Source organism: Streptomyces sp. NPDC088116 (assembly GCF_044741745.1).
Lineage (GTDB): Bacteria > Actinomycetota > Actinomycetes > Streptomycetales > Streptomycetaceae > Streptomyces.
This window is the reverse complement of the sequence record NZ_JBIUTF010000001.1, coordinates 723,698-736,407: the sequence shown is the minus strand read 5'-3', so window position 1 is coordinate 736,407 and position 12,710 is coordinate 723,698. Positions and strand designations below refer to the sequence as shown.

The window sequence follows — 12,710 nt, the reverse complement described above, 5'->3', positions numbered from 1 at the left end:
GATCCGTAGCGCTAGGTGGGTAGGTACCTGCCGGCACATGCACGCTGCGAGTTTCCGATCGAATATTTATGGAGGTGAACCGCCGTGGCACTCTCGATTTCGGCGGTGGTGCTGCTGGCGATCATCGTCTTCCTGCTGGTCCGGAAATCCGGGCTGAAGGCCGGACACGCGGTGGTCTGCATGCTGCTCGGGTTCTACATGGCCAGTTCCTCCATCGCCCCCACCATCAGCGAACTGACCACGAACGTGGCCGGGATGATCGGTGGGATCAAGTTCTAGCGCCGTTCCCGACGACCGCCGTTCCGACGACCCGCCGTCCCCGCCCATGACCATCCCCGATCACCCCCCACGCCCACTGACGATCAAGGCCGGCGTTCGGCCGTAGAAGACCGGCACCCCTCGACCAGCGGCGGCCAGCGGCCGGCCACTGGCCGAGGGGTTCGGCATGCCGCCTCGTAGGCTGTCCCCATGACCGATCTACCCGCCCGGCGTCTGCTGCTGGTGCACGCGCACCCCGACGACGAGTCGATCAACAACGGCGCCACCATGGCCAAGTACGCGGCCGAGGGCGCCCGGGTCACCCTGGTGACCTGCACTCTCGGCGAGGAGGGCGAGATCATCGTGCCCGCCCTCGCCCACCTGGCGGCCGATCGCGACGACCGCCTCGGCGCCCACCGCATCGGTGAACTGACCGCGGCGATGAAGGAGCTGGGCGTCACCGACCACCGCTTCCTCGGCGGCCCCGGCAGGTTCCGGGACTCCGGGATGATGGGCCTGGAGCAGAACCGGCGGGAGGGCTCCTTCTGGAGCGCGGACCTGGACGAGGCCGCCGCGCACCTCGTGGAGGTGATCCGGGAGGTGCGACCGCAGGTGCTGGTGACATACGACCCGAACGGCGGCTACGGCCACCCCGACCACATCCAGGCCCACCGGGTCGCGATGCGCGCCGCGGCCCTCGCGGCCGACGTCGATTTTCGGCCTAATTTGCGAGGCCCGCACACCGGTTCCCCGCAGACCGGATCCGGGGACGCCGGAGTCTCGTACGGCGGAGCCCCGCACACCATCGGCAAGATCTACTGGAACCGCGTTCCGCGCTCGGTCGCCGAGGAGGGCTTCGCCCGGCTGCGCGAGGCCGGTGCCGACTTCCCCGGGGTCGCCGAGATCGACGACATCCCGGGCGTGGTCGACGACGCGCAGATCACAGCCGCGATCGACGGTGCGCCGTACTCCGCGCGGAAGGCGGCCGCGATGCGCGCCCACGCCACCCAAATCGCCGTGGACGGGTCCTTCTTCGCCCTCTCCAACGACCTGGGCCAGCCGATCTTCTCCACCGAGTACTACGAGCTGGTCCAGGGTGTGTCCGCGGCGCCCGCCGGTGAACGTGAGAGCGACCTCTTCGCCGGTGTGGACACCGGCGCGGATGCGGGCCCGGACGCCGGAGCGAACGCATGAGCGCCCAGCACCAGCCCGGAGGCTGGCTCGCAACACCGCCCAGACCCGGGCGAATCGGTGCGTATCTCGCGCTGGCGGTGCTCGGTGCCCTGGTCGGTATCGCGGGCTCGCTCCTCCAAGGCGCCTGGTTCCCGGGCGGTTTGCTGCTCGCGCTGCTCGCCACGGCCGGGCTCTTCTACGGGGGCCTGCGCGCCACCGGTACCCAGTTCGGTGTGGGTGCGCCCGCCGCCGGGTGGCTGGCCGCGGCCATCCTGCTGAGCATGGGCCGCCCGGAGGGGGACGCGGCGTTCTCGGCGGGGATCGGGCCGCTGGTCTACCTGTTGGGCGGCATGGTGGTGGCTGTGATGTGTGCCACCATGTCGCGGTTGCCGCAACCGGGTGCGCAGTCCGGCCGACTTGAGAAGTGAGGCCCGCCCGACTGCCGCTGACGCGCCCGGCTGCTGCTGAATTGACCGGGTATCGACCATGTCCGGACGGCTTGCGGGGCTGTCGCTCCACACTGGCGTCGGACGCCTGTCGGCGGAGGCCAGTATGGTGGTGCGCGCTCCGGGCCTTCCCCTCGCCTCCGGCACAGGGGAACTGAACAGCCGAGTACGAGTACACGTAAGAACGGGCGGCGGAGCCAACCGGGAGAGCCTGCTTTGAGTCGTGAAACTGACAGTTCGTCCTCCGGGCCCCAGGGGCGCGGCGGAGCCGCGTATCCCTCGGGAACACCGCCGTACGGATCACGCCAGTATCCGTCGCTGCATCCCCAGCAGGACGCCCCGGAGGAGACCGGCGCCGAGCCCGCCCCGCAGCCGGACGAGCCCAGAACCGAGACCACGCTGACCACGCGTATCCGGATCAACATCCCGGGCTCGCGGCCGATCCCGCCTGTCGTGATGCGGACGCCGATGAGCGACGTGGCGACCGGCGAGACCCGGGACACCCATTCGGCCGAACGCACGGCGAGCATTCCCCGCCCCGACGCCGGACCGGACGTCACCGACGCCCGGCGGGCCGAGGCCGCGGAGGAGAAGCCGCCCGCGGACAAGCCCACGAGCGACTGGTTCGCGCCGCGCAAGCCGTCGCCGTCTGGCGCCGGTGCGGGCCCGGGTGCCGGTACGACTTCGGGCGCCGGTACGGGCTCGGGCATGAGCGCCGGCATGGGCGCGGGAGCCGCCGCCGTCTCGGGCGCCGTCACACCGCCCCCGGCCGCCACCGGCGACCGCCGTTCCGAATCGCCGTACTACTCGGGCCCCTCCGAGGGGCAGGGTTCGCAAGGACCGGGTGCGCAGTCGCCCACCGGCGGTGGCTCGCTCAGCGACCTCGCGGCCGGTCCGGGCACGGACAGCTCCACCACGGGGTCGCATCGCTTCCCGTCGGGTCCGGGGACGGACGACTCGACCACGGGGTCGCATCGCTTCCCGTCGGGTCCGGGGACGGACGACTCGACCACCGGGTCCCACCGCTTCCCGTCCGGCCCCACCACCCCGCCGCTCGGCACACGTACCCCCGGTGCGTCCGGCCCCGGCGGTCCGACCACGGGACCGGCCTACGGCGGCTCGCCGCTGGGCACTCCGCCCGGATCCCTGAGCAACCCCGGCGCCCCGGGCTCCCCGTCAGGGGCCCGGCTGTCGGACGACACCGCCGTACTGACCCCGCAGCAGCCCGCGCCCGAGCCGGGCCCCGGCGGCAATGTCTCCGGTGACACGCTGACCAGCGGAATCCCCGTGGTGCCGGCGGAGCAGCGCACGCCCTTCCCCGGATCGGGGCCGATCGCCGATCCGCTGTCCCGGCCCGGCGCACCGGGCCCGGACGACGACTTCTCGGCACCGGACTTCCCCGGGCCCGTCGGCTCCGGCCAGGGCGCCCCGCCGTCACGGCCCGCGCCTCCCGCAAGTACGAAGCCGTCCGTGCCCGCCAAGAAGGGCCGCTCGAAGCTGATGCTTCTCGGCGTCGCCCTCTTCGTGATCGCCGGTGGTGTCTACGGCGCCGGTCTGCTCATGAACCACTCCGACGTGCCCAAGGGCACCACCGTCCTCGGCGTCGACATCGGCGGTGGTACCCGGGACGCGGCCGTCATCAAGCTCGACTCCACCCTCGGCAAGCGCGCCGCCGTGCCGCTGCGGCTCGCCGTCGACGGCAAGACGCAGACACTCGCCCCGGACAAGGCCGGGCTCAGCCTGGACAGCCAGGCGACCGTCCGCGGCGCGGCCGGCAGCGACTACAACCCCGTCTCGGTGATCGGTTCACTGTTCGGCGGCCCACGGGTCGCCGAGCCGGTGATCCCGGTGGACGAGGAGAAGCTGGCCGCCGCGCTGACCGACCTGGCGGGCACCTCGGGCTCGGCCTCCGAAGGCACGATCAAGTTCGAACCCGGCAGGGCCGTCGCCGTACCCGGAAAGTCGGGCAAGGCGCTGGACGTCAACCACTCGATCATCTCCGTACGGGACGCCTACCGCGCCCAGGTCCAGACGGGGAAGACGAAGAACATCGAACTGCCCGCCGTCACACGCGAACCGACGATAAGCCAGGCGGAGCTGGACCGGGCGATGAACGATTTCGCCAAGCCCGCGATGTCCGACCTGGTCACGATCAAGGCCGGGGCCAAGCAGATCCAGTTCGGGCCCGCGAAGTCGCTGCCCAAGATCCTCTCCATGAAGCCCGTGGACGGGAAGCTCGTCGAGGTCTACAACCGGAACGCCATCGACCAGCTGTTGGACGGCGTCTTCGACGGCATCACGGTCACCAGGGGCAACGGCAAGCAGTACCCCGTCTCCTCCGCCGATGTGGCGCAGGCCATGCAGAGGGCGCTGCGCGGCAAGACCCCCGAAGAGCGCACCCAGGAGATCAGCCTCGACCCCAGCTAGGGTCTTTCGTTTGGATCAGGCCGGATCAGGGAGCGGGGTCTGGTGCCGTGGATCGCAAGGCGGAGGAGTGAGGCGACGCGGCGGGGGCACCTCCCACGCCCTTGAGGCAGTGGGGGAGTCGTGGAGTGACGACAACGCGGCGAGACGCGGTGCCGGGGCACGCGAGCCCGGCAAGATCCAAACGAGAGGCCCTGGACAAGCACTGGACAAGAGACCGCGGCCCCCGCCCACGGACAGCACCACATCCGGGCGGGGGCTCCGCCATGTCTCCCGGAAACTCGTCATGACCCGAGCGGCACCGTCATGCCCCGGGCGGCTCTGTCATATCCCCGGTATGACGGATGTCATCCCGGGCCCACGACCCGCGACACTGCCGCAGCGAACGGCTCCCGGGCACGCTGGACCCATGACGACGACAGCCCCCACCACCACCGTGGTGAGCTTCGAAAACGTGCACAAGACCTACGGAGACGTCCACGCCGTGGACGGTCTCTCGCTGGCCCTCCACCCCGGCGAGACCGTGGCGCTCCTCGGCCCCAACGGCGCCGGCAAGTCCTCCACCCTCGATCTGCTGCTGGGCCTCAGGAACGCGGACTCCGGCAGCGTCACCGTCTTCGGTACGACCCCGCAGGAGGCCATCGCCGCCGGCCGCGTCGGCGCGATGCTCCAGAGCGGCGGGCTGATGGAGGAGGTCAAGGTCCGCGAACTGGTCGCACTCGCCTGCGCGCTGCACCCGAAGCCGCACCCCGTCTCCGAGGTCCTCGCCATGGCGGGGATCACCCAGATCGCGGACCGCAGGGTCGACAAGCTCTCCGGCGGCCAGGAACAGCGGGTCCGCTTCGCGCTCGCCACCGCCGGAGCAAGCGACCTGATCGTCCTCGACGAGCCGACCACCGGCATGGATGTCACCGCCCGGCAGGCGTTCTGGGCCACCATGCGCGAACAGTCGCGGCAGGGGCGTACGGTCCTGTTCGCCACCCACTACCTCGAAGAGGCCGACGCGATAGCGGACCGGGTCCTGGTCCTGCACCGGGGACGGCTGCTGGCCGACGGCACCGCCGCCGAGATCAAGGCCAGGGCCGGAGCGCGCCGGATCTCCTTCGACCTGGACTTCGGTCCCGACTCCGGCCGGGACGGCACCCGGGCCGACGAGAGCGCCCTGCGCGGGCTGCCGTTCCTGAGCTCCCTGTCGGTCTCCGGCACCACCGTTCGTATGCAGTCGCACAACGCCGACGCGACCGTGCACGCGCTGTACGGACTCGGCGTCTACCCGCGCAATCTCGAAGTCTCCGGACTCGGCCTGGAGCAGGCCTTCGTCGCCATCACCGAGGCCGAGGAGGCCAGGACAGCGTGAACACCCTGATCAGGCTCGAAATCACCCGCACCCTGCGGAACAAGAAGTTCATGTTCTTCTCGGTGATCTACCCCTCGGTGCTCTTTCTGGTGATCGCCGGACCCCAGGACAACGGCAAGGTGCCCGGTACGGACCTGAGCCTCGGCGCCTTCTACATGGTCGCGATGGCCTCCTTCGGGGCGCTCACCGCCGTACTCATGGGCAACAGCGAGAAGATCGCCAAGGAGCGTGAGAAGGGCTGGGTCCGCCAGCTGCGGCTCACCTCACTGCCCGGACGCGGCTACGTACTGGCCAAGATCGCGAGCGCCGCCGTGGTCACGCTGCCCTCCATCGTCATCGTCTTCGTCGTCGCCGGCGCCTCCAAGGGCGTACGTCTGGAGACCTGGCAGTGGCTCGCGCTCACCGGTGTGATCTGGGCCGGCAGCCTGTGCTTCGCCGCGCTCGGTGTGGCACTGGGCTATCTCGTCTCCGGCGACGCGGTCCGGCCGGTCACGATGATCACGTACTTCGGTCTCTCGATCCTCGGCGGACTGTGGCTGCCCACCACCGCCTACCCGCAGTGGCTCCAGAACATCTCGGAATGGCTGCCCACCCACGCCTACGCGGGCCTCGGCCAGGCCGTCGAACTGGGCGGAGCACCGCACCTGAAGGACGTGGCGATCCTCCTCGGTTACTTCCTGGTCTTCGCGGGCGGCGCCGCCTGGCTGTACCGGAAGGACACACTGAAGGCGTGAGCGACACGACCTTCCCCTCCATAGGGCAGACTCCGGACAACCGCCGCCACATCCTCTTCAAGCTGATGTGGGTCGGTATCTGGCTGGCCTTCATGGGCGCTCCGGTGAGCGACACCCTCGAAGGTCAGCACACGGCATGGGCGACCGCGCTCGGCGCGCTCGGACTCCTCGTCTTCGTGGCCGCCTATCTGATCGTGATCTTCCGGCACACCAAGCGGGTGGCCCGGCACACGGTCCACGCCACGCTGCTGCTCATGTTCGCCACCGCGGTCGCGCTCACCCTGACCATGGGCACCCCGTGGCTGGTGCTCTTCGTCTACGTCTCGGTGGCCTGCGGGGCGGCGCTGCCGCCATCGGCGGGCCGCCCGGCGATCCTCGTCGTCACCGGCGCGATGTTCCTGGCCGGCCTGCACAGGGAGGACGCGGGCGACTTCCTCACCGCCCTGGTGATCCCCGCCCTCGTCGGCGGGTTCGCCATGTCGGGCGTACGGCAACTGGTCCGTACGACGGTCGAGCTGCGCGAGGCGCGGGCCACGGTCGCCGAACTCGCCGCCAACGAGGAGCGGCTGCGTCTCGCCCGCGACCTGCACGACCTTCTCGGTCACTCGCTGTCCCTGATCACCCTGAAGAGCGAACTGGCCGGACGCATGCTCCCCGGGCAGCCCGACCGCGCGGCCGAGCAGGTGGCCGACATCGAACGGGTCAGCCGCCAGGCGCTCATGGACGTACGGGAAGCCGTCACCGGTTACCGCAGACCCACGCTCCCGGGCGAACTGGCCGGGGCGCGTACGGCGCTGGCGGTGGCCGGCATCCTCGCCGAGGTACCGGCGGACGTCCCGGACGGGCTCCCCGGCGGGGAGCTGACCGAGGAGAGCGAGGCGGCGCTCGCCTGGTCGCTGCGGGAGGCGACCACCAATGTCGTACGGCACAGCGGCGCCCGCCGCTGCGTCGTCGCGCTCACCCCGCGCCAGACCCTGGAGGGGCCGGTGCTCGAACTCACCGTCGAGGACGACGGCTCCGGCGCGAGCGACACGAACGGTGTTCCGTACGGCAACGGCCTGACCGGCCTGGCCGAACGCCTCGCCACGGTCGGCGGCACGCTGGAGACCGGCAGATCCCGCAGCGGCTTCGCCCTCACGGTCAGAGCGCCACTGGGTGCCCCTGCGGGACGTGCGTGAGCCGCATGATCAAGGTCCTCCCTGGTGGGTTCTCCGTTCTGCACGCCTATGAATTATCGACCTCTTACATGAGCAGTCGAAGCGTCAGAGAATGAGCTTCCTGGCCGTGTCGACATCTCCGCGAATTGCCGCCGCATGCGCCTTCCCCTAGGGCTACTTCGACAGCGCGCCGATGGTGGCCATATGGTGTCGGCCACCAAATCGCCCACGTGTGCCTGCCCGTTGAGGGAGAACTGTCCCGAACGGCCCGACCACGTCACGGGTGACGACGGGCCCGAGCATTCCCGTGCGGACGATCGGCCCCACAGTCCGACCGTTCGGCCAGGTGCTGGGCGGGGCGCGTTGATGTCTACCCTGGCCATATGACTGACGTGCCAGGTGGGCGCCCCGTAGGACAGGTAAGAGTTCTCCTCGCCGAGGACCAGTCAATGGTGCGGGAGGCCCTGGCGGCGCTGCTCGGTCTCGAACCGGATATCGAGGTCGTCGCGCAGGTCGCCCGGGGCGACGAGGTCCTGGCCGCCGCGCGCGCCCATGACGTGGACGTGGCCCTTCTCGACATCGAGATGCCGGGGATGACGGGCATCGACGCGGCCGCCGCGCTGCGTGCCGCCCTGCCCGACGTCAAGGTGGTCGTGCTCACCACCTTCGGCCGGCCCGGCTATCTCCGCCGCGCGATGGAATCGGGCGCGGACGCCTTCCTGGTCAAGGACGCCCCGGCGGCCCAACTGGCCGAGGCGGTACGGAAGGTCCTCGACGGCGAACGCGTCATCGACCCGACCCTGGCGGCGGCCGCGCTCGCCAACGGCGCGAACCCCCTGACCGACCGGGAACGCGAGATCCTGCGCGCGGCGGCGGACGGCTCGACCAACGCGGAACTGGCCAGTGCGCTGCACCTGTCCCAGGGCACGGTCCGCAACTACCTGTCGACGGCGATCCAGAAACTGACCGCCCGCAATCGGGCGGAGGCGGTCCTGATGGCGAGGGAGAAGGGCTGGTTGTAGCCCGGACGTGACCGGCAGTCGGATCTGGGCGGGAGGGGGCCGGGGTCGCAGGAGGCGACGCGTCCGGACGTAAAGCGTGATGTGTGCCGTACACCGGCCCGCACCCAACGACGAGACCCGCACGCGGCGTAGATCATGCAGTCCGGACATGCGCCTCCGGAGCCCCGGGCCCCGCACCCACAACGGCGCACCGGCCCCCGCAACCCACAACGGTGCCCCGGCCCCCGCCCCCACACACCGCACCCAGCCGGACGGGCGACCCCTCAGTTCAGCCGCGCCCGAGCCGCCCGAGCCCGCCTCCGTACCGCTTCCGCCATGGACGGATCCACCGCCTCCACCACCTCCGCGTACTCCTCCAGTTCCGTCGCCCCGTGCAGGAACTCCCCTCGCCGCACCAGCAGTTCGGCCCGCTCGTACCGCAGCTTCGCCGGATGGGACGGCAGCAGCAGCGACAACTCGACCGCCCACAGCGCCACATCGCTGCGCTCCGGCCTGGCCTCGGCCCATGCGCGGATGTTGTTGAGGACGCGCAGGACGATGTCGAGCGGGTCGGCGGGTGTGAGCATGGCGGGTTCCAGGTTCGCGCCCGTCGTGCCGCTGACGAGCAGTTCCGCGTCCGCGCCGGTCAGGAGGCGACCACCCGCGAAGGGGTCGGCCAGGACGCGTTCGCCGAGCCCCGAGGCGTCGGAGTCCGCCCCCGCACCCCCACCGGACCCCTCGCCGAAGCCGACCACGAAGTGTCCCGGCAGCGCCACGCCGTACACCGGCGCCCCCGCGCGCCTGGCGACCTCGATCCAGACGACCGAGAGCAGGATGGGCAGGCCGCGTCTGCGCCGCAGCACCGAGGGCAGCAGCGAGGACTCCAGCCGCTGGTAGTCGGCGGCGGAGCCGTGGAAGCCGCAGCGGGTGCCCAGCAGGTCCGCGACCGCCTTCGCCCAGGCGGCCGGGCCCTTGATCCCGAAGGGCAGCAGCCCGGCCAGCCGGTCCAGCTCGGCCTGGGCCGCGTCGAGAGCCGAGTCGCCCGAGTCCGGGTCGGCCTCCGCGGCCACGAGCAGGCAGAGCATCGCGAGGTCCGGCCGTTCCGCGCGGGCTTCCTCGGCGAACAGCCGGCGGCGGTCGGTGGGTTCCGGTTGCATATGCGCCTCGTACCCGTTCAGGGCGATCGGAAGTGGTGGTACCGGTGGTGGACGGCGAAGCCCATGCCTTCGTACAGCGCACGCGCCCCGTCGTTGTCCGTCTCGACCTGGAGCCAGGCGGCGGACGCGCCCTCCTCCAGCGCGCGGCGGGCGAGCGCGGTCATCACGGCCGTGGCCAGCCCCTGGCGCCGGTGCGCGGGGTCGACCTCCACGGCCATGAACCCGGCCCAGCGTCCGTCGACCACACACCGGCCGATCGCCGCCGGGACATCGCCTTCGCCGGGCACCCCGGGCACCCCTGGCACCCCGGGCGCACCAGGCACGCCCGGCACGGTCGCGAACCACACGGAAGGGCCGCTGTTCAGTACGTGGAGCACATGGGGCCCCGGCGCACCGGATCGCTGGTAGCGCCGCAGCCAGGCCTCGTCACAGGTGCGGTCCAGCCGTACCCGGGAGACGTCCGCGTCCATGTCCCCGAGGGGCGCGAGCGCGCCGATCCGCAGTTCGGCCGTCACCTCCGAGCGCCAGCCGCGCCGCTCCAGCTCCGCGCACAGCTGCTCCTGGGTGCCTTCCGCGCCGGTCGCGGCCTGGATGTACGCGGGCAGCCCGCGCTCCTCGTACCACCGGTGTACGCGCTCCAGCGCCTGGTCCAGCTCCATGCCGGGGTCGCCGAGGGGCAGTACGGAATTGGCCCGCCGCGTGAAACCCGGGCTCTCCCCGCCGGAGCCCGGACCCTGTGCCCCGCCGGAGCCCGGAGCCCGCGCCGCCGCCCGCAGCAGCCAGCCGCCGAGCGGCTCGCTCTCCACCGGCTGCCAGGCGCGGGCGCAGACCGTGGCCAGTTCCTCGAAGCTCGCGGCGGGCCCCCGGCGCCGGGCGGGCGCGGCCGGTACGACCTTGCCCGCCACCAGCGCGGACTCGGGGATGCGTACGCTCTCACCGGTGCGTCGTGTGACGACCAGCACACCGTCGTCCCAGGATGTGAGAACGCCTACCGTGTCGGTGAACTTCTCCGCCCCCGCGCCCCCGCCGGTCAACTGTCTGACTGATACACGTTTGCCCACGTCAAACGGTGTGATCCGGACCTCAAGCCGTCCGCCCGCAGTGAATTCCACAGCTCTGTCCGCCCCTCCTGTTCGGATCGCGCTCAAGAACGGAGATACTAGATGTGGGCATCGACGACGCCGCGCTTCCGCGCGCCTGTGGACGGAGCCGCAGATCGGCCCGCCGCGCCCTACCGAGGAGGAACGACAGCGTGACCTACGTCATCGCGCAGCCTTGTGTCGACGTCAAGGACAAGGCGTGCATCGAGGAGTGCCCGGTCGATTGCATCTACGAGGGCTCCAGGTCCTTGTACATCCACCCGGACGAATGCGTCGACTGTGGAGCCTGTGAGCCGGTGTGCCCGGTCGAGGCGATCTTCTACGAGGACGACACCCCGGAGGAGTGGAAGGACTACTACAAGGCGAATGTCGAGTTCTTCGACGAGCTCGGTTCGCCCGGTGGTGCTTCCAAGCTCGGCCTGATCGAGCGCGACCATCCCTTCATCGCCGCGCTGCCGCCGCAGAACGGCTGACAGCGTGCCCCCGGTCCCGTACGGCTTCCCGCCGTACGGGACCGCGGTGTTTCGTCCGTACGACCGGCCGTCGTACGGACGGCCGGTCGTACGGTCGGCCGTCGTGCGGTCGGGAATCCGTACGGCCGGGCATCCGTGCGGCCGGGAGCCGTACGGAAAAGTACGAGAAAGAGTGAGCACCGTGTCCGCAGTCTCTTCGCGCCTTCCCGTCTTTCCCTGGGACAAGCTGGAGCCGTACAAAGCGACGGCCGGGGCCCATCCGGACGGGATCGTGGACCTGTCCGTCGGTACCCCCGTCGACCCGGTCCCCGACCTGATCCGGCGTGCCCTGATCGCGGCGGCCGATTCGCCCGGGTATCCGACGGTGTGGGGGACCGTGGCGCTGCGTGACGCGCTGACCGGCTGGGTGGAGCGGCGGCTCGGCGCGCGTGGTGTGACGCATGCGAACGTGCTGCCGGTGGTCGGTTCCAAGGAGCTGGTGGCCTGGCTGCCGACGCAGCTCGGTCTCGGCGCGGGCGACCGGGTCGCGTATCCGCGGCTCGCGTACCCGACGTACGAGGTGGGCGCGCGGCTCTGCGGCGCCGAGCCCGTCGCGTACGACGACCCGACGGATCTGGACCCGGCGGGCCTGAAGCTTCTGTGGCTCAACTCGCCGTCCAACCCGACCGGACAGGTGCTGGCCAAGGACGAGCTGGTCCGGATCGTGGCCTGGGCCCGTGAGCACGGCGTGCTGGTGTTCAGCGACGAGTGCTACCTGGAGCTCGGCTGGGAGGCCGAGCCGGTGTCCGTACTGCATCCGGATGTCTGCGGCGGTACGTATGAGGGCCTCGTGGCCGTCCACTCGCTGTCCAAGCGCTCCAACCTCGCCGGGTACCGCGCGGCCTTCCTGGCGGGCGACGCGGCAGTCCTGGGTGAGCTGCTCCAGATCCGTAAGCACGGCGGGATGATGACCCCCGCGCCGGTGCAGGCGGCGACGGTCGCGGCGCTCGGGGACGACACGCACGTACGGGAGCAGCGCGAGCGGTACGCGGCCCGCCGCCGCTCGTTGCGCGCCGCGCTGGAGGCGCACGGCTTCCGTATCGACCACAGCGAGGCGAGCCTCTACCTGTGGTCGACGCGTGACGAGCCGTGCTGGGACACCGTCGCCCACCTCGCCGAGCTGGGCATTCTGGTCGCGCCCGGCGACTTCTACGGCCCGGCGGGGGAGCGGCATGTGCGGGTGGCGCTGACGGCGACCGACGAGCGGATCGAAGCGGCGGTCAAGCGGCTGGTCTGAGGTCGTTCGGTGGCAGCCGCATGTGGAGGGGCGGGGGGGGGGGGGGGGGGCCCCCGCCCCCCCCCCACCACACGAACGTAATGTGAGACGGGGGGTATTTGAAAAAGCGGGCGGGCGCGGCGCCGCGCCCCCCCCCCGCCGCCCCGCCGGGGCA

12 protein-coding genes are annotated in these 12,710 nt (G+C 71.2%); 10 read left to right on the top strand and 2 right to left on the bottom strand.

Annotated elements, in window-relative coordinates:
• The first annotated feature begins 84 nt into the window (after positions 1-84).
• The 8 genes from ACIOJD_RS03230 to ACIOJD_RS03195 all read left to right on the top strand — a co-directional run bounded on the left by ACIOJD_RS03230 (position 85) and on the right by ACIOJD_RS03195 (position 8,571).
• Positions 85-279, top strand: a complete 195-nt coding sequence (locus ACIOJD_RS03230; RefSeq protein ID WP_329829152.1) for a hypothetical protein — start codon at positions 85-87, stop codon at positions 277-279.
• Positions 280-468: 189 nt separating this feature from the next.
• Positions 469-1,452 carry an N-acetyl-1-D-myo-inositol-2-amino-2-deoxy-alpha-D-glucopyranoside deacetylase gene (mshB, locus tag ACIOJD_RS03225; protein WP_401907939.1) on the top strand — a complete coding sequence of 328 codons (984 nt, stop codon included), beginning with the start codon at positions 469-471 and terminating at the stop codon, positions 1,450-1,452.
• Positions 1,449-1,859: a DUF6113 family protein gene (locus tag ACIOJD_RS03220; protein WP_401907938.1), complete on the top strand. Its 411-nt coding sequence runs from the start codon at positions 1,449-1,451 to the stop codon at positions 1,857-1,859. The genes mshB and ACIOJD_RS03220 overlap by 4 nt, the downstream gene beginning before the upstream one ends.
• 234 nt (positions 1,860-2,093) lie before the next feature.
• The gene (locus ACIOJD_RS03215; protein ID WP_401907937.1) at positions 2,094-4,304 is read left to right on the top strand and encodes a hypothetical protein; all 2,211 of its coding nucleotides are present in this window, start codon (positions 2,094-2,096) and stop codon (positions 4,302-4,304) included.
• Between the two features lie 406 nt (positions 4,305-4,710).
• Positions 4,711-5,658: an ABC transporter ATP-binding protein gene (locus ACIOJD_RS03210; protein ID WP_401907936.1), complete on the top strand. Its 948-nt coding sequence runs from the start codon at positions 4,711-4,713 to the stop codon at positions 5,656-5,658.
• Complete coding sequence (locus ACIOJD_RS03205) at positions 5,655-6,392, top strand: ABC transporter permease (RefSeq protein ID WP_401907935.1); 738 nt, start codon at positions 5,655-5,657, stop codon at positions 6,390-6,392. Before ACIOJD_RS03210 ends, ACIOJD_RS03205 begins: the two co-directional genes overlap by 4 nt.
• 65 nt (positions 6,393-6,457) lie before the next feature.
• Positions 6,458-7,570, top strand: coding sequence for a sensor histidine kinase (locus tag ACIOJD_RS03200; protein ID WP_401908917.1), 1,113 nt, complete (start codon positions 6,458-6,460; stop codon positions 7,568-7,570).
• Positions 7,571-7,932: 362 nt separating this feature from the next.
• Positions 7,933-8,571: a response regulator gene (locus tag ACIOJD_RS03195; RefSeq protein ID WP_401907934.1), complete on the top strand. Its 639-nt coding sequence runs from the start codon at positions 7,933-7,935 to the stop codon at positions 8,569-8,571.
• 263 nt (positions 8,572-8,834) lie between these two features.
• On the opposite strand, the gene ACIOJD_RS03190 is transcribed toward ACIOJD_RS03195, so the two are convergent.
• Both ACIOJD_RS03190 and ACIOJD_RS03185 read right to left on the bottom strand, forming a co-directional pair.
• Positions 8,835-9,707, bottom strand: coding sequence for a tetratricopeptide repeat protein (locus ACIOJD_RS03190; RefSeq protein ID WP_401907933.1), 873 nt, complete (start codon positions 9,705-9,707; stop codon positions 8,835-8,837).
• Positions 9,708-9,724: 17 nt separating this feature from the next.
• A complete protein-coding gene (locus ACIOJD_RS03185; RefSeq protein WP_401907932.1) occupies positions 9,725-10,819 on the bottom strand; it encodes a GNAT family N-acetyltransferase in 1,095 nt (364 codons plus the stop codon).
• A 140-nt stretch (positions 10,820-10,959) separates the two neighbouring features.
• On the opposite strand from ACIOJD_RS03185, the gene fdxA reads away from it, so the two are divergent.
• Together fdxA and ACIOJD_RS03175 are read left to right on the top strand one after the other, a co-directional pair.
• On the top strand, positions 10,960-11,280 hold the full coding sequence (fdxA, locus tag ACIOJD_RS03180) for a ferredoxin (RefSeq protein WP_003985062.1): 321 nt from the start codon (positions 10,960-10,962) through the stop codon (positions 11,278-11,280).
• 181 nt (positions 11,281-11,461) lie between these two features.
• Positions 11,462-12,556: a bifunctional succinyldiaminopimelate transaminase/glutamate-prephenate aminotransferase gene (locus ACIOJD_RS03175; RefSeq protein WP_401907931.1), complete on the top strand. Its 1,095-nt coding sequence runs from the start codon at positions 11,462-11,464 to the stop codon at positions 12,554-12,556.
• Positions 12,557-12,710: the final 154 nt, after the last annotated feature.

Bases quoted from the DNA above. Each gene is read 5' to 3' on its own strand.
- ACIOJD_RS03210 (WP_401907936.1), top strand. From the start codon at position 4,711: ATGACGACGACAGCCCCCACCACCACCGTGGTGAGCTTCGAAAACGTG.
- ACIOJD_RS03195 (WP_401907934.1), top strand. From the start codon at position 7,933: ATGACTGACGTGCCAGGTGGGCGCCCCGTAGGACAGGTAAGAGTTCTC.
- mshB (WP_401907939.1), top strand. From the start codon at position 469: ATGACCGATCTACCCGCCCGGCGTCTGCTGCTGGTGCACGCGCACCCC.
- ACIOJD_RS03220 (WP_401907938.1), top strand. From the start codon at position 1,449: ATGAGCGCCCAGCACCAGCCCGGAGGCTGGCTCGCAACACCGCCCAGA.
- ACIOJD_RS03200 (WP_401908917.1), top strand. From the start codon at position 6,458: ATGTGGGTCGGTATCTGGCTGGCCTTCATGGGCGCTCCGGTGAGCGAC.
- ACIOJD_RS03190 (WP_401907933.1), bottom strand. From the start codon at position 9,707: ATGCAACCGGAACCCACCGACCGCCGCCGGCTGTTCGCCGAGGAAGCC.